The sequence below is a fragment of the [Clostridium] polysaccharolyticum genome (assembly GCF_900111595.1).
GTDB lineage: Bacteria > Bacillota > Clostridia > Lachnospirales > Lachnospiraceae > Clostridium_AI > Clostridium_AI polysaccharolyticum.
On sequence record NZ_FOHN01000019.1, the window covers coordinates 1 to 16,483 of the forward strand.

The 16,483-nt window shown below is 36.4% G+C and carries 15 protein-coding genes, 1 pseudogene and 1 other annotated feature; of the genes and pseudogenes, 6 read left to right on the forward strand and 10 right to left on the reverse strand.

The genetic code is table 11. The features are described from left to right. From BMY85_RS11290 to BMY85_RS11320, 7 genes are all read right to left on the reverse strand, one after another. Positions 1-845 (reverse strand): AMP-binding protein (locus tag BMY85_RS11290; RefSeq protein WP_143066370.1); only part of this gene is annotated, 845 nt, incomplete at its 3' end. 347 nt (positions 846-1,192) lie between these two features. Next, positions 1,193-2,092, reverse strand: coding sequence for a CPBP family intramembrane glutamic endopeptidase (locus tag BMY85_RS11295; protein ID WP_092478387.1), 900 nt, complete (start codon positions 2,090-2,092; stop codon positions 1,193-1,195). A gap of 126 nt (positions 2,093-2,218) precedes the next feature. After that, positions 2,219-2,839 carry a manganese catalase family protein gene (locus BMY85_RS11300; RefSeq protein WP_092478388.1) on the reverse strand — a complete coding sequence of 207 codons (621 nt, stop codon included), beginning with the start codon at positions 2,837-2,839 and terminating at the stop codon, positions 2,219-2,221. A 3-nt stretch (positions 2,840-2,842) separates the two neighbouring features. Then, positions 2,843-3,100, reverse strand: a complete 258-nt coding sequence (locus tag BMY85_RS11305; RefSeq protein WP_092478389.1) for a spore coat protein CotJB — start codon at positions 3,098-3,100, stop codon at positions 2,843-2,845. A 2-nt stretch (positions 3,101-3,102) separates the two neighbouring features. Then, positions 3,103-3,699 (reverse strand): spore coat associated protein CotJA, encoded by a 597-nt coding sequence (locus BMY85_RS15925; RefSeq protein ID WP_092478390.1) that lies wholly within the window; start codon positions 3,697-3,699, stop codon positions 3,103-3,105. Positions 3,700-3,833: 134 nt separating this feature from the next. Further along, positions 3,834-5,492, reverse strand: coding sequence for a phosphoenolpyruvate--protein phosphotransferase (gene ptsP, locus BMY85_RS11315; RefSeq protein WP_092478391.1), 1,659 nt, complete (start codon positions 5,490-5,492; stop codon positions 3,834-3,836). A gap of 55 nt (positions 5,493-5,547) precedes the next feature. Further along, positions 5,548-5,805 carry an HPr family phosphocarrier protein gene (locus BMY85_RS11320; protein WP_092478392.1) on the reverse strand — a complete coding sequence of 86 codons (258 nt, stop codon included), beginning with the start codon at positions 5,803-5,805 and terminating at the stop codon, positions 5,548-5,550. A 239-nt stretch (positions 5,806-6,044) separates the two neighbouring features. On the opposite strand from BMY85_RS11320, the gene BMY85_RS11325 reads away from it, so the two are divergent. Then, positions 6,045-7,076: a sugar kinase gene (locus tag BMY85_RS11325; protein WP_092478393.1), complete on the forward strand. Its 1,032-nt coding sequence runs from the start codon at positions 6,045-6,047 to the stop codon at positions 7,074-7,076. Between the two features lie 40 nt (positions 7,077-7,116). Then, on the forward strand, positions 7,117-7,728 hold the full coding sequence (locus BMY85_RS11330) for a DNA-3-methyladenine glycosylase (RefSeq protein WP_092478394.1): 612 nt from the start codon (positions 7,117-7,119) through the stop codon (positions 7,726-7,728). A gap of 20 nt (positions 7,729-7,748) precedes the next feature. Here BMY85_RS11330 and BMY85_RS11335 read toward each other — a convergent pair whose 3' ends face one another. From BMY85_RS11335 to BMY85_RS11345, 3 genes are all read right to left on the reverse strand, one after another. After that, positions 7,749-8,621: a transglutaminase domain-containing protein gene (locus tag BMY85_RS11335; RefSeq protein ID WP_092478395.1), complete on the reverse strand. Its 873-nt coding sequence runs from the start codon at positions 8,619-8,621 to the stop codon at positions 7,749-7,751. A 275-nt stretch (positions 8,622-8,896) separates the two neighbouring features. Beyond that, positions 8,897-9,343 carry a staygreen family protein gene (locus tag BMY85_RS11340; protein ID WP_092478396.1) on the reverse strand — a complete coding sequence of 149 codons (447 nt, stop codon included), beginning with the start codon at positions 9,341-9,343 and terminating at the stop codon, positions 8,897-8,899. A 107-nt stretch (positions 9,344-9,450) separates the two neighbouring features. After that, the gene (locus BMY85_RS11345) at positions 9,451-11,190 is read right to left on the reverse strand and encodes an ABC-F family ATP-binding cassette domain-containing protein (protein WP_092478397.1); all 1,740 of its coding nucleotides are present in this window, start codon (positions 11,188-11,190) and stop codon (positions 9,451-9,453) included. Between the two features lie 331 nt (positions 11,191-11,521). Here BMY85_RS11345 and BMY85_RS11350 point away from each other — a divergent pair, with 331 nt between their 5' ends. From BMY85_RS11350 to BMY85_RS11365, 4 genes and pseudogenes are all read left to right on the forward strand, one after another. Beyond that, positions 11,522-12,724 carry an SLC13 family permease gene (locus tag BMY85_RS11350; protein WP_092478398.1) on the forward strand — a complete coding sequence of 401 codons (1,203 nt, stop codon included), beginning with the start codon at positions 11,522-11,524 and terminating at the stop codon, positions 12,722-12,724. 42 nt (positions 12,725-12,766) lie between these two features. Beyond that, positions 12,767-13,016 (forward strand) — a binding site (T-box leader). Positions 13,017-13,066: 50 nt separating this feature from the next. After that, positions 13,067-14,593 (forward strand): annotated as a pseudogene (ilvB, locus tag BMY85_RS11355) (biosynthetic-type acetolactate synthase large subunit); the annotation flags it as partial. 15 nt (positions 14,594-14,608) lie between these two features. Next, positions 14,609-15,118, forward strand: a complete 510-nt coding sequence (gene ilvN, locus BMY85_RS11360; protein WP_092478400.1) for an acetolactate synthase small subunit — start codon at positions 14,609-14,611, stop codon at positions 15,116-15,118. A gap of 433 nt (positions 15,119-15,551) precedes the next feature. After that, positions 15,552-16,463, forward strand: coding sequence for an HD-GYP domain-containing protein (locus BMY85_RS11365; protein ID WP_207646550.1), 912 nt, complete (start codon positions 15,552-15,554; stop codon positions 16,461-16,463). The last annotated feature ends 20 nt before the right edge of the window (positions 16,464-16,483 follow it).

Below are 16,483 nucleotides of genomic sequence, written 5' to 3' on the forward strand. Positions count from 1 at the left end.
TCTGCACAGTAATTTAACATGAACTGGTACATGGTTGGTACTCCATGGAAACTGGTTACCCTATAGTCCTGAATAACTTCCAAAGCTCTTCTTGTGGAGAACTTCTTAGTCAACACTAAACTTCCACCTACCATAAACACTAACATTGCTGTAAACAGGCAGCCCATTACATGGAATAGAGGAAGTGCGGACAATACATTATCATGTTCATCATATCCGAAATTATCAATGAAAGTTAAGACATTATTTAAAATTCTGCTTTGGCCTAACATAACGGCTTTTGGATTTCCTGTTGTTCCTGAAGTATATAGGAACATCAAGCAGTCATCAGGACTTGTCTTTGCTACATATTCAGAAACTGTTTCATCTGCTACATCTTTACCAAGATCAACTAATGTTTCCACATCCATGATTCTGGAATCCTGGGAGTTTGTTTCTTCTAAGAAAATTACATTATCTAAGGTATCAAATAGGGATGTGTCATAGAAATTGCCTAAACTTTCGGTAGAAGTAACAAGAACAGTACTATCAGAATGCTGTACTAAAGATTTGATTTCCTGTATGGTATTTTTATCGTTTAAACAAACTGGAATACCTCCAAGTTTGGTCGTTGCTAAGAAGAATAAAATCCAGTCTGGACTAGTTGGTGCTAATAATGCTACGTGAGTTTCTTTCTGTACGCCGATTGCGATAAGTCCTTTTGCCAAGGTATTTACCTTTTCCTGCAGTTCTCTAAAGGTGTAAGAAACATTTCCTTCTGGATAAATCATTGCCGTGTTATCTGCATACTGGGCGAATTTTTCCTCTAAATACTGGTTCATCGTTTTCTCAACATATTTCCTCATAATACTCACATACCTTTCATTTGAAATAACCTACCTCCCTTAGACTCCGACCTCCTGTCCTGTTCCGCAAGACTTCGGTTACATTTCCATTTGTTTGTTTGTTCGTTTGATTTATCAAGATTATAGCATAGCAGGAAAAACACGTGTCGAAAAATAGGGTAAACCAGTAATTTAAAGGGTTTTTTCTATATTTTTTCTGATGTACAAATCTACATGAGCGTTTTTATCAGAATTATAGCCAGTGTTTTTATGCAGTTTACATAAAGAACTGGCCCGCTCTTTGCCACACCCAGGAGCGTTCGCTGTTTATGTGCAAATCTTTCTTGCCCTAGTGGGTATCTATTTTTCTATTCATGAAAAAATTCTCCTTCTGTTTTCTTCCTATAATGAATTATAACATAGAGAAAAGCCAGAACCAGACTAATAGTTGCTCCTACTCCTCCTTCAGGACCAAATTTGCCTCCTGTTAATACCGTTTTCTTCACCACTTTTGCTTCTAATAGTGAACTGTTATCCAGCCCACTTACCTCTAAACCGTAAATGCTTCCCTGCATAAAATTCCAAAAGATATGAAATCCTATGGGCAGCCAGATAGAACACGATTTGTAAAAACAGTATCCTGCTAGTAAAGCAAAAATAATCAGGTTTCCAATTGCAAGCATCGTAACTCCATTATTGGATATATGCAGTAAAGCAAAAACGATTGCTGGAATTCCTAAAACCAGCAGCTTGCTTTTTGTCTCTTTTAAGGCAAGCATAAGTCCGCCACGACTAAAGGTTTCTTCTCCAAATCCAACGAATATGTAAGATAAAAAGTACAGAAAAAGTATCCTGACTTGTTTTTCCTGTAATCCATGAAACGGAATAATCTTTATACTTCCTGTAAGAAGCAGGATAAGAAAAACAGATGTAATAGATATGCTTCCTAACACAATTCCTGTAACAAGCTCCCTCCAGTCTTTTCTTAAGGAAGTAAACCCCAAATCCAAACATGTTTTCTTCCAGACTAACCTAGCCAATACAATAGTGGTACCAATAAATGCAGCATTTTGTGTCATACTTATCATACAGCTAAAAAAAGCTCCCTTAACCGGGTCCTTTTGAATCAGGTGGCCGTTCAAGGCTGAATCTATATTTTCTCTGCCTATTATTGCTCCTAGCAGATACACTCCAATCATAACGGCCATCAGACTAGCAGCTAAACAAACCCCTGCTCGGAATATTCCTCTTAGTTTCTCTTTTTTCATACTCTTCCTCCTTAAGTCTTTTTACTATTGTAACATTTTTTTGAATAAAACATTACGCAATTTTTTATTCAAAAAAGTGCCATAACGAACCTCTCCCATTCGTTATAGCACTTTCATTTTGACACTTTATTTATTCATTTCGCAAGCACAAAGCTTATCAAAAGCTGGGTTTACAGCATAGAAGTTCTTGCAGTCTAATTTTTCCTGTACCATTCTTAAGGATTCACCGAATCTTTGGAAATGAACAATTTCTCTTTCTCTTAGGAATTTAATAGGATCACATATTTCAGGATCTTTGATGAGACGTAAAATGTTATCATATGTGGAGCGTGCTTTCTGTTCAGCAGCTAAGTCTTCAAATAAATCAGTAACCGGATCTCCCTTGCTCTGGAACTCACATGCATTGAAAGGAATGCCGCCAGCAGCCTGTGGCCATAAACCTGTTGTGTGATCTACATAATATTTGTCAAATCCAGATTTTTTAATCTCTTCTGGAGACAAGTCTTTGGTTAACTGATATATAATTGCACTGACGATTTCCATATGTGCAAGTTCTTCTGTTCCGATATCTGTTAAAACTCCAGCTACCTCACGATAAGGCATTGCATAACGCTGTGATAAATAACGCATAGATGCTGCCAATTCACCATCTGGTCCACCAAACTGGCTCATAATAACCTGTGCCATCTGAGGATTGCATTTCGTTATATTTACTGGATATTGCAGCTTCTTTTCATAATTCCACATATACTAACATTCTCCTTCCCATGGCCATGGATCTTTGACCCAATTCCAATAATCACAACCAACTACATTTTCGTTTGTAATAGGACCGAAATACTTGGTGTATTCGTCAATTGCTTCCTGACGAAGTTCTTTATACTCTTTGTAATACTCTAGGCCTTTTTCATCACATGGATGAGTATCCAGATAAAGTACAATGTCATCTACTGCAAAATCTAACTGGTAGATAAACTCTAATAACTGCTTGCGACATCCTTCATTCATAATTAGCGACAGCTCCTTTCTTCATAACAGTAAGTGCATACAAAAGGTTTAACTAATTCTGGGAAAATGGTTCCGTCATACAATCCCTGGCATGCATTAGAAACATTGCAATCCCATTCCTGATAAGGAACATAAGCCATTCCTACCGGAAGTTCATCTACTTCTTCACCAAATGTTAATTCACAGCCTTTATCACATTTTCTGTATTTCCGATGTGCCATATAAGCATTGTCATAATTTCTGCTGCAGCTACTTTCATATTTTTTTGCCCAGTCTGTACTACAGCCTGCATCACACATTCTTTCTCTAGCCATGTTACAAACAGAATCACATTTTCTTTCCTTTTGCATGCTGCAAGCACAATCACATCTTCTTTCTCCTGCCATCATGCCACAAGCATAATCATCATTTCTTGTATAAACTGCATTACATTTGTTCTCAGTTCCCATAACATTACAAGTACAATCACTCTTATCATCAGACCAGTTACCTGCTTTACAGGAATTGCACGCTGGCTTCATAGCCATACATCTAGGCATTCTTGCTACCCCTGCCTTACTCCCCATATTTCTGTTACATCCACAAGGTTTATTATTCATATGGCAAATACTCCTTTCTCATTTTGACCTTTGAAGTAAGGTCAATATTAATCTATGTACTCATAAAAAAAACGTGCAAAATTAAAGAATTAATTTTACACGTTTTGTTCTATTCGAAAATTTTCTGAGTATAATTAAAATTTAGCCAGAACTTCTTCTTTTACCTTACTTACGTCAGTACTGCGGATCGCTTTTCTCAGACCTAAAATCAAACTTGGTGAAACAGATAATTCATCTAGTCCCATTGCTAAAAATGTTTCTGTCAATTCAGGATCTGCTCCTAATTCCCCACAAATACCAGCCCAGATTCCATTGGCATGTGCATTATCCACAACCGTTTTTATCATACGAAGTACTGCCAGATGATGCGGATCATAGATTGGATCTAGCTTTGGATTCTGCCTGTCAATTGCCAGTGTATACTGAGTCAAATCATTTGTTCCAATACTGAAGAAGTCCACTTCTTTCGCAAGCATGTCACTTATCATAACAGATGCAGGAGTTTCAATCATGATACCAAGTTCTACATCATCTGAATAAGCAATTCCCTGCTCTTTTAATTCCGCTTTCACTTCTTCAACCATCTTTTTAATTTCCCTTACTTCATTTACAGAAATAATCATAGGGAACATAATTGATAATTTTCCAAATGCGGAAGCACGAAACAACGCACGAAGCTGCGTACGGAAAATCTCTTTTCTATCTAAACAGATACGAATCGCACGATATCCAAGTGCAGGATTTTCTTCTTTATCCATATTAAAATAATCAACTTGTTTATCTGCACCAATGTCTAAAGTACGGATAATAACCTTTTTTCCGTGCATGGTTTCTACTACCTGACGGTATTTTGCAAATTGTTCTTCTTCTGTAGGGTAATCATTAGATTCCAAATATAGAAATTCACTTCGGAACAATCCAATTCCCCCTGCATCATTTTGAAGTACGCTAGCAACATCTTCTACATTTCCGATGTTTGCATATAAATTTATAGTCTGACCATCTAAAGTCACATTCCCTTGCCCTTTCATCTGCTGCAAAAGAACTTTTTTCTCTAATTCTTCCTGACGTTTTTCTTCCATCTTCTGTTCTGTTTCCTGATCAGGTTCGATAATAAATTCTCCTGTAAAGCCATTTACAACTGCTTTAACACCGTTGTATGCTCCATCAGTCTCTACATCTACACCAATTAAAGCTGGAATACTCATAGTTCTAGCAAGAATTGCAGTATGAGAATTGCTTGATCCTTGGCGAGTAACAAAGGCAAGTACTTTATCTTTATCAAGCTGTACCGTTTCACTCGGTGCTAAATCGTCTGCTAAAATAATTACAGGCTCTGAAAACTTATTTCCCTCTCCGTTTCCACCAGATAATACTGTCACAAGTCTTTCTGAAATATCTTTAACGTCTGCTGCACGCTCTTTCATGTAGTCATCATCCATAGAAGAGAACATCTGTGCAAAGTTGTCTGCCGTTACGCCTACCGCATATTCACTATTTACTTTCTGAGTCTCAATCATATTTGTAATAGAATCATTGTAGTCTAAATCATCCAGCATCATCTGGTGAACTTCAAAAATCATGGCGTTAGCTTCACCAACCTCAGCAAGTGCTTTATCATACAAAGCCTTTAGCTGATTTACAGCTGTTTCTTTAGCACGCATAAAACGTTCCACTTCTGCTGCTGCATCCTCTACATGATATCTTTCAATCTGCTGCTGCTCTTTGTTGTACACAGAGATTTTACCAATGGCAATTCCACCAAAGACGCTTTTCCCATTATATACTTTCATTTTTACCTCCAAAAGCGGCAATACTCTCTATGAAAATTGCCGCCATCCTCTAGTGTTACATATTTTCTTTGAAAAATTTTTCTAAAGCTGCAGCTGCAGTATCTTCGTCATCACCTTCCACTTTAAGAGTGATTTCGTTTCCCGCCTTAACACCTAAACTCATAATACCAAAAATTCTTTTCGCATCTACGAATTTTCCATCTCTTCCAATTTGAATACTGCTTTTAAATTCGCCTGCTGTTTTCACTAATGCACCTGCTGGTCTTGCATGCATGCCATCTGGATCTGTAATTGTGTAAGTAAATTCTTTCATATTTATGCCTCCTTAAACAAATCATAAACAAACTGTAATTCGTTTTTCTTATACTAATTTCTAGATTTCCCAAATCAGTTTTAAATATTACTTTTCTCGTGGATTTGGACAAATTTAACTTTTCCCTGTTTATCTCTTATAACATATTCCTAACACATTGACAAGTGGTTATATTTAACATAAACTTTTACTAGACATTGTATAAAATATTTACTGTTAATAAATGAAAGGAAACTGTTATGAAAAAAAATGAAAAAACGTATGATATCCTCGCTTTAGGTGAATTGCTTTTAAAGCTTTCGGCTCCCGTAAATGAACGGCTTACAAGAGGAAACATTTTCCAAAAACAAGTAGGTGGTGCGGAATTCAATGTAATTGCTGGTTCTTCTATTCTTGGTTTACATACTGGCATTATATCAAAAATACCTGCTCACGATATCGGAACTATTGTCCGCCATGAAGCTTCTTCTCTTGGAGTCAGTGACGAGTTTCTTATAAATGATACTTCAAAAGAAGCAAGGCTGGGAATTTATTATTACGAGAATGGTGCATATCCACGTAAGCCAAATGTCATCTATGACCGGCTCTACTCATCCATTAATTCTCTTAATATACAAGATATTCCAGATAAAATTTATAGAAGCACAAAATGTTTCCATACTAGTGGCATAACACTAGCCTTATGCGAAAATGTACGAAATACGGCCGTTGAAATGATAAAGCGTTTTAAGAAAAACGGTGCTCTCATTTCCTTTGATGTAAATTTCAGAGCAAATTTATGGACAGGTGCCCAGGCAAAATCCTGTATTGAGGAAATCCTTCCTTACGTGGACATTTTCTTCTGCTCAGAAGATACTGCAAGGCTTACTTTCTTAAAAAAAGGAAACGCAAAAGAAATCATGAAATCTTTCACAAAAGATTATCCTATTTCTGTAGTTGCTTCAACCCAGCGTATTGTACACAGTCCAAAATCACATACTTTTGGCTCCATCGTATATAATGCCCAGACAGATACATACTATCAAGAAGACCCTTACCGTAATATTGATGTAATCGACCGGATTGGCAGTGGAGATGCCTATATTTCAGGAGCACTTTATGGCCTTCTATCCTCTGACATGGACTGCAAAAAAGCAATGGAATTTGGAAATGCTGCCGCTTCCATAAAAAATACAATTCCAGGTGATCTATTATGTACAAGCTTCCGTGAAATCTCCCAGATTATAGAGGAACACCAGTCCAGTGGTCCCCAAAGCGAAATGAACCGCTAACCTAAAACATTTTACATTGTATACAGAAAGAAGGATATGAATGCATCGACTAAACCAAGACTTTTTTATGGAGGATTCCATTCAGGTTGCCAAAAAACTCCTCGGCAAATATTTAATCCATGAAACTCCAGAAGGAATTACAAAATGCCGAATTGTTGAAACGGAAGCCTATATGGGAGTTCTGGATAAAGGTTCCCATGCTTATAGTGGAAAAGTTACTCCTAGAACAGAAGCTCTCTATGAACAGGGCGGTATTTCTTATGTGTATTTAATTTATGGCATGTATCATTGCATGAATGTGGTAGTCAATGCAAAGGGACTTGCACAAGGAGTGTTAATCCGTGCATTAGAGCCTGTAGAAGGCATTGAGCTTATGATGCAAAGACGCAAAACTGATAAATTGAAGAATTTATGCAATGGACCCGGAAAGCTTTGCATTGCAATGGGAATTACCAAAAATGAAAATAAAAAAAATCTGATGACTTCTTCCCTATATCTAGAAGCCCCAGAACACGAAGATCCCCTGGACATTGTTGCTGCCACACGTATAGGTATTGATTATGCCGAAGAAGCAAAAGATTTTTTATGGCGTTTTTATATCAAAGACACCCCTTTTGTATCTGTGAAATCCAAAAACGCTACAAGCCTCTAACTTGTAGCGTTTTTTCTCATTTATGATTTCTTATAATCTGTATTACTGATAGGATATGCTTTCTGAAATTCCCTGGTTTGGAACTCACGATTCAGCACATGCACATCTGCCATTGATTTCGTTCCCTTTAAAAAGTAATCGTAACGTAATACTGGTTTATCAGAAACCGGATCATCCCAAGTTACGTCTACGTGATACCATTTATCCTCTAGTTTTACAATATTCCATGCATGAGATGCTGAAGTAACAATCCTACATGGAATCCCCGCTTCTGTTGCCATTTTGTAAAAGAGCAATGCATATCCCTGGCAGACTGCCTCCTTTTTATACAGTGCATCATACGCAGTATATTTTGTATACTTCTGATCATAGGAAACTCTGTTTACTATAAAATTATGTATCTTCTTTATCTTCTGATAATCACTTACTTTATCCAGATTCATAGAATTTAATTTACTCTTAATTGTTTTGTTTACTTTCTGGGTCTGTTCTTTTGTTTCACGATAAGAAATGCTAAATGTCAGAGTAGAGGTCACCCCATTGGTAGAAATCCTTAACGAATACTGTTTAACATTTTCTTTTAAATAATCAAAATCATCCGATGTAGATTTATTGTCTATTGCATATACTCGATCTAGAATAACATCTAAACCATTCCCGTTTAGAGTTCTCCAGTCCCCATTATATTTTATAGAAAAACTGCTGCTCCTCTGTACTATTTTCTTGTAAACCTTTTGAATAAAATCATCATCAACTGTGAGAGTTCTTACGGATTGTTTCTTCACTGCCGCTTTCTTAGAAGCCGCATAAACAAATGACTGGTTTGATATTAACTGTGTAAGCAAAACAAACACCATAACAAATACCTGAATACCTTTTCTTTGCTTATACAAAATTACCCCTCCTTTTTTCCAAGATAACTCTTTTCTATACTATGTTATAACATTATAACATGTTAAATGGCAAAGTTCCATATCATACATATTTTTCATCACCTTGTACAAAATCTGTTCTACCTTTTCTCCTAAATATCTACCCAAAAAACTTGCACCTTTTTTCTCACTTCTGCATAGGCCTGAGGCTTTACGCCTCCTACCTAAACATCTGCAGTTTCACCTTTCCTAAAGAGCCCTTGGAAGATGCTCATAGGCACTCCCAAGGAGCTTTTCTAGCAATATTCTTCCATTGTCCCAAAATCATACAGTTTATTTAATTTAGGATTATCTGATTTAAACCATATTAAAATTGGAAGTTTAGCCAGTTCTGGATTTGCCTGAAACAGTCTGCTGTCTCCATAGCAAATTGCCTGCAATGCTTTTGGTATTTCCCTTAGAAATATTTCATTTCTCCCATCAGCATTTCCTATGACCCCTTCTCCATCAATAAGCACTTCTCCCATTAAAACCATACCTGCTTCCGTATTTTCATATGTAAGGAGTACTTCATCTCGCATTACGTTCATTTTATCATCTGCATAATGCCTGCCTATAGTTATAAAATACTGTGCCGTTTCATCAGAATGGGTAATGGTGTACTTTCTACCTATAATAGGACTTATAGGTGATATCCTGTCTCTGAACTCTGTTTTCACAGCTTCATAATTAATTTTTTCCATGGCAACCTGCTTAAAATATATTCTTTATATTATATTCCTACATTCCGCAATCGTTCCTGTAACTTCTCCCTCGTATATATTGAAACATACAAGGAAGACTAATCTATTTACATCTGTTTCACTATTTTTTCTAAATCTTCTGCTAAAACCTTTGCACTTTCGTAATCTCTCTTTTTAAGAGCCAGTTCTATCTTCATTTCCACATTCTTTTTCTTCTGCTCAATTTCCAGATAATCTTTATTAAAATGATTTGCATAAATCATTTTACGGAATTTTCGGATACTCATTCTTCGAACATTCTTATCTTCAATCAAAAGCACATAGTCCATACAGTTCGCAATGGTGTAGAAATCATGCGATACCATTAAAACAGCTCCATCATACTCATTTATTGCCTTTTCCAAAGCTGCTTGTGAGTAAGTATCTAAATGGCTTGTAGGCTCATCCAGTATTAGAAGCTGCTGTTCTCCTGCACTAAGTTTAGCAAGCTGCAGCAGATTTTTTTCTCCACCAGATAACTGACGGATTCTCTGATACAGTTCTTCCTCTTCAAATCCAAACTTCTCTAAATGTTTCTGCACATCCTGATTTGCTGCAAAACCCATATCCAGAAACTCATCTAAAATAGTGTTGGCCTCATTAAGCATTTCTCCCTGAAGCTGTGATACGAATCCAGCCTTTGTATTCTCCCGAATGATAATAGATTCAATGGCATGTTTATAAATATCTCGAAGCAGTGTCGTTTTACCTGACCCATTTGGTCCAATTAACGCCACCTTATCTTTTGCACCAATTTCAAAAGTCACATGTTCTAATAAAATTTCGTCAAAGGAAATACTATAATCTTTAACTTCTAACACATTGCCCTCTTCTATTTCTCCTCCTGCAGAAAATTGAATTTCAGGCTGTTTGATTTCTACAAATGGCTCTTTAATTCTTTTAGCTTTTAATCTTTCTAAAAAAGAAACTCTTGCATGAAGGGCACGTCCACGTGTGGCAGATGTAAAAATAGCTGCTTCTTTTCTTAACTGTTCCACAAGTTTTTCGTTTCTTTCTATTTCTTCTGTATCTGCTGCTGCAAGTTCCTGTTTCTCAATCTTCATTTGCAAAAGCGAGAAGCTGTAATCCAGATATCTGCCATCAAACTCCTGCATCTCTTTATTTTCTAAGTGAAGAATCTTATTAAAGCAATGATCTAGCAAGAAACGGTTATGTGTAATTACTAGCAGTGTTCCTTTGTGGAAATTAATCAGATTCATTAATGCATTCAAATGTCCAAAATCCAAGAATACGTCTGGTTCATCCATAATCAAAAGATCTGGAACTGGCAGCATTTCCTTAATAACCTGTATTAACTTAAATTCACCACCGCTTAAGGAAGAAACTGGCATATCCTTTTGCTTGCTTAGCTCCGCTAAGTTTAATTTCTTTGTAATATTATTTTCATAATTATCTCCATCAATCGCATTAAACGCATCTAATACAACCTGATATTGCTCCATTAATTCTTCAAACTCAGCAGCAGTCTCCATCTCTTTGCAAATGGCATTCATCTGATTCTGAAGTGTCACGAATTCTTCACTTAAATACTCAAACACTGTAACATTCTGTGTCTTGTCAACCTGTACGAACTGGCTTACATAGCCAATACGGCAGTTCTCATCAATAAAGAGTTTCCCATCGTACAGATATTGTTCTGGTTCCATAATAATATTGGCTAATGTACTTTTTCCCGTTCCACTTGCACCGATAAATGCACAATGCTGGCCTTCTTCTATGGTAAATGAAATTTTATTGTATAACTCTTTCTCTGGAAAGGAGTAAGATAGTTTTTCTGCTCTAATCATATGCTCTACCTTTCTTTGTGCCTTGTCTTTTAGGCATCACTTATCATAACGCATTTTGCTATGGTTACTTTATCATGTTTTGAAAATGATTTCAATGTATAGATAAGTGTCTGGCTATATGAACACAAGTATTTCTTTAAACTTTTTCCAAAATCCAGCTCTTACTCATATATCTCCCATCTTGCTTCCGTTCATACATTATTTACTCTTTGTAATGGGCAAGATCGAAGAACCAGCAATTTTTTCTCTTAAATATATTGCATTTTTTATTCACTCTGCTAAAATCTATCTTTGGTACTATATTAATCAATAACAAAGAAAGAGGTTACTTATGAGAAGCAATGTATACATAGAGCAAAATGCATCTACTGTTACGATCCCAATACACAATAATAAAAAAAATACAAATGTACAGAATGTCCTAACCAAGAGCATTCAGTTTATTAAAGAACAATTTGTTCTCACCATTGCAATAATGGCTATGCTTATTACTTGTTGTTTTGTTCCCATAGATAAAGCCTATCTCACATATTTTAATTGGAGAACATTAGCGACTTTATTCTGTACCTTGGCTGTTGTCGCTACATTTTCTCATATTCATGTATTCGAAATCCTTAGTAAAAATATAGTTCTAAAGCTCCATAATTTAAGAAATGCAACCCTAGGTCTTGTATTTATTACCTTCTTCGGTTCCATGCTCCTTGCAAATGATATGGCACTGCTTACTTTCCTGCCACTTGGATTTTACGTCCTTAACAGCACAGACAACAGACAAGCTATGGCATTTACCTTTATTATGCAGAATATTGCGGCAAACCTTGGCGGCATGGTTACTCCTTTCGGAAATCCGCAGAATTTATATTTATATTCTTTTTATAAAATTGATACGATGGAGTTTGTTAAGATTATGCTGCCTAGCTTTTTAGCAGCAACTGTATTGATTGTGGTATGCTGCCTCTTTATAAAGCCAGTGCCACTTACATTAAAAAATGAAAAAGAGTATACATTAGATAAAAAGAGAACTTTAATTTACTCTGTACTGTTTCTTGCAAGCATCTTAATTGTATTTCGAATAATCCCTTATATATGGGGAACGGTTGTGATTATCTCTGCTTTGCTATGTCTGGACAAAAACAGCATTAAGGAAGTGAATTATCCTTTACTTGCTACGTTCTGCGTATTCTTTGTATTCAGTGGAAATATGGCACGAATTCCAGCGGTCAGTACATTTTTTGAATACCTGCTGCCTAAGAATACATTATTATTCAGTATTTTGTCTTGCCAGTTTATAAGCAATGTACCTAGTGCCGTACTGCTCTCACACTTTACTAGTGACTATGCCAGCCTGCTTCCTGCCGTTAATATCGGCGGGTGCGGTACGTTAATAGCTTCCTTAGCCAGCTTGATTACATTTAGTGAATTTAAGAAGCATAATCCAGATAAGGTAAAAGAATACGTTATTAAATTCTCGGTAATAAACTTTACCTTTATAGTATTTTTATTCGGGATACAATTCTTCCTAATTACAATTTGACATTCTTCTTTCAATTTGCTATACTCTTACAAAGGTTTATTTGAAAATGCCGTGACGAGGAGTAGTACATATATTAGACATATCAGAGAGAAGATGGATGGTGGAAATCTTTATGAAAGGTATATGGAAGTAGCCTTTGAGCAGTAAACTGAACGAGAGCAATCTTTAGTAGACTTTAACGGTTCTTTCCACCGTTATCAGGAAAACAATATCGACACTGGTCCGTATTGATGAGAGAAGAGAAATTTCTCTGAATTTAGGTGGTACCACGGAATAACATTTCGCCCTAAGCTATATAACAGCTTAGGGCTTTTTTCATTTCAAATCTTTGCTATTTCATTTTACACAAGAAAAATATTTGAAGGAGGAATCACAATGAAAATAAAAGGAACTGCACTATTTGTAAAAGCCTATGACAGTGTCCCACTTGTATGCTTTACGGGTCAGGTACCTACTAACTTAATTGGAAATGATGCTTTCCAGGAAGTTGATATCGTAGGGGTTGTACGCAACATCTGCAAATACGCTGTAACGGTGCGAAAACGTGCGGATTTAGGCCGTATTATCAAAGAGGCTTTCTATATTGCCCAGACTGGAAAACCGGGTCCTGTTGTCATTGATTTGCCAAAAGATATTATGCTGGAATTAGGAGATGATATCTACCCTGACACAATTAATATGCGTTCTTATAAACCAAATACAAGTGTACATATTGGTCAGCTCAAAAAGGTAATCTCCACTCTTTCTAAAGCAAAACGCCCTCTTTTCCTTATCGGTGGCGGTGTCACCATTGCACATGCTGGAAAGGAATTTACTGAGCTGGTAGAAAAAACACAAATCCCTGTTGTATCTTCCATTATGGGAAAAGGAAACCTGCCTACTATGCACCCTCTTTTTATTGGGAACATGGGCATGCACGGCTCCTATGCGTCAAATATGGCTATTAGTAACTGTGATGTGCTATTCTCCATTGGTACACGTTTCAATGACCGTATCACAGGTAAACTAAGTGAATTCGCAAAACGTGCAAAAATCATACATATTGATATTGATCCAGCTTCTATTTCCCAAAATATTCATGTTGATATTCCAATTGTTGCAGATGCAAAAGAAGCCATTAAGGAACTTTCCAAAATGGCAGATACTTATAATACAGCAGCCTGGGTTTCCCAGATTAAAGAATGGAGCCAGAAACATCCTGTATCCATGAAAGAATCCGATAGCTTATGTCCAGCAGCTATTATTAAAGAACTTAATGTTATGTATCCTGATTCTATCGTAGTAACCGATGTTGGCCAGCATCAAATGTGGACTACACAATATCTTGAAATGAACGGTGTTCGCAAGCTTCTTACTTCTGGTGGCCTTGGCACCATGGGATATGGTCTCCCTGCTGCAATCGGCGCTAAAATTGGAAATCCAGACCGCACTGTAATCTGCATAGCTGGTGATGGCGGATTCCAAATGAATGTGCAGGAATTAGCAACAGCATCCTGCCAGGAGATTCCACTTATTATCTGTATATTTAACAATGGCAATCTTGGAATGGTTCGACAGTTCCAGAATGTTTTTTATAACAAACACTATTACCGCACATGTCTGCGCTATCACAAATCCTGTGAAGGAAAATGCAATGGACAGGAATGTCTTTGTCCTCCATACTCACCTGATTTTGTAAAATTAGCAGAAAGTTATGGTGGTGTTGGTATCCGTGTTACCAGAAATGAAGAAATTCATGCAGCATTTGAAAAAGCAAACCAAAACACAAATAGCCCAACTGTAATTGAATTCATTATTAACCCTGATGAATTAGTTATGCCAATGGTTCCAAACGGAAATGCACTGAGCGATATGATTTTGGGATATTAAAGAGGGGGTATTACGATGAACAACACGAAGTGTAAAAGATGGATCTCACTATATGTACAGAACGAAATCGGTGTCCTTGCCAGGATATCCAGCCTATTTTCAAGCAAATCCTATAACCTTGACAGTCTGACAGTGGGAACAACTGAAGATCCTACTATCTCTCGTATGACTATCAGCGTTACTAGCGATGATTCTACCTTTGAACAGATAAAAAAACAGCTAAACCGTTGTATTGAAGTTATTAAAGTAATCGATTTTACAACAGTTCCAATTCATATAAAAGAATTATTATTTATTAAAATCAAACACTGTTCTAAAGAAGACAAAATCGAAATCTTCCGTATTGCCCAAGCATTTGAGCTTAGTGTCAGCGATTACGGTCCAGACAGCGTATTAATTGAATGTACCGATACAGAAGAACGGAACAATGACATTATAAAGCTCTTCCAAGAAAACTTTACCAATATAGAAGTGGTTCGAGGCGGTAATGTGGCAATTGAAGCAATCAGCTTATCTTCACATTAAAATCCATTTACATTCTGGCTTATTATTCATTTCCTAATAGGCCAGAATTTTCATTTTATTATTTACATAGTTTTTATATGTGATATGCTATTAGTATCAGACACACGAGGAGAGAATGCTTATGTATGAACATAATTATGAAAGCGAGGAATACTTTAACGAGAATGACCATCAGGCAAATCGAGTCACAAGCTATTTCATCTATGTAATGACAGTTGTCTTCTCTATCCTGTTCCTCCTTACCCACTTAAAGATAATACATACTCCTGCCAAGGCGTTGCTGCTACCCTTTATTCTTACTTTATTCTTTAATGTAATTCTTATTTTTTTAAGACTCTTGAAGGCTTCTGGCAACTTTACAAAGTACTACTGTCTAATTGTTACCGAAGTAATAATCGGCATTTTGTCAACACAAGCTCGGAGCGGAATCTTTATGACCTATATTATTGCCCCTCTAGTAAGCTGTATATATTTCGATAAAATTCTAACAAGGCGCATTGCCTTTTTCGGTTATTTTATGATGATTGCAGGTTTGGCATTTCGAGCCAATGCGGTTGTAGACAGCAGCCTTACTACATTTTCATCTTTAACTTGGTTTATTACCTATGGGATTAACTTTTCGTTTGAATACATGATTTTATCCCTCATCTGTTACGCTATCGCTTTTCGTTCAAGAAATTTATTAATGAATGTCTTTTCCCGTAAAAAGAAAATAGACTTTATGCAGCAGCAAATGATTTACAGCTTTGCTAATCTGATTGAATCAAGAGATAACGTAACTGGACAGCACGTAAAAAGGACAAGTGCATATGTCCGTCTAATCGCAGAGGAATTAAAGTACAATGGATTTTATGCTGATGAACTAAATGACACTGCATTAGAATATATCTGTTTAGCTGCACCTATTCACGACATTGGAAAGTTGAAAATCCCAGATTCTATATTGCAGAAACCTGGTATACTAACAGACTTAGAATATGATTATATTAAAAACCACACTGTACGTGGCGAAGAAATTATAGAACGAACCATGACAAATCTGGAAGATGATGACTTCGTGCATTATGCAAAAAATGTTGCCCGATACCATCACGAACACTGGGATGGAACGGGATACCCAGAAGGTCTTTCAGGCCGCAATATTCCTTTATGTGCACGTATTATGGCAGTCGCTGATGTCTTTGATGCATTGGTTACCAAAAGAAGTTATAAAGAGTCCTTTTCTTTAGAGGATGCTTTTAAACAGCTAGAAAAAGGAAGTGGAACACAGTTCGAACCATTAATTGTTGAATTATTTGTCAATCAAAAAGAAGTAGTCAAGCAGATGTATAACGATATTACATAACAATTATGAAGAAACAACGT

Excerpts from the sequence above, each read along its gene's own strand:
- BMY85_RS11295 (WP_092478387.1), bottom strand. The coding sequence starts at position 2,092 with ATGAAAAAAGAGAAACTAAGAGGAATATTCCGAGCAGGGGTTTGTTTA.
- BMY85_RS11300 (WP_092478388.1), bottom strand. The coding sequence starts at position 2,839 with ATGTGGAATTATGAAAAGAAGCTGCAATATCCAGTAAATATAACGAAA.
- BMY85_RS11305 (WP_092478389.1), bottom strand. The coding sequence starts at position 3,100 with ATGAATGAAGGATGTCGCAAGCAGTTATTAGAGTTTATCTACCAGTTA.
- BMY85_RS15925 (WP_092478390.1), bottom strand. The coding sequence starts at position 3,699 with ATGAATAATAAACCTTGTGGATGTAACAGAAATATGGGGAGTAAGGCA.
- ptsP (WP_092478391.1), bottom strand. The coding sequence starts at position 5,492 with ATGAAAGTATATAATGGGAAAAGCGTCTTTGGTGGAATTGCCATTGGT.
- BMY85_RS11320 (WP_092478392.1), bottom strand. The coding sequence starts at position 5,805 with ATGAAAGAATTTACTTACACAATTACAGATCCAGATGGCATGCATGCA.
- BMY85_RS11325 (WP_092478393.1), top strand. The coding sequence starts at position 6,045 with ATGAAAAAAAATGAAAAAACGTATGATATCCTCGCTTTAGGTGAATTG.
- BMY85_RS11330 (WP_092478394.1), top strand. The coding sequence starts at position 7,117 with ATGCATCGACTAAACCAAGACTTTTTTATGGAGGATTCCATTCAGGTT.
- BMY85_RS11340 (WP_092478396.1), bottom strand. The coding sequence starts at position 9,343 with ATGGAAAAAATTAATTATGAAGCTGTGAAAACAGAGTTCAGAGACAGG.
- BMY85_RS11345 (WP_092478397.1), bottom strand. The coding sequence starts at position 11,190 with ATGATTAGAGCAGAAAAACTATCTTACTCCTTTCCAGAGAAAGAGTTA.
- BMY85_RS11350 (WP_092478398.1), top strand. The coding sequence starts at position 11,522 with ATGAGAAGCAATGTATACATAGAGCAAAATGCATCTACTGTTACGATC.
- ilvN (WP_092478400.1), top strand. The coding sequence starts at position 14,609 with ATGAACAACACGAAGTGTAAAAGATGGATCTCACTATATGTACAGAAC.
- BMY85_RS11365 (WP_207646550.1), top strand. The coding sequence starts at position 15,552 with ATGACCTATATTATTGCCCCTCTAGTAAGCTGTATATATTTCGATAAA.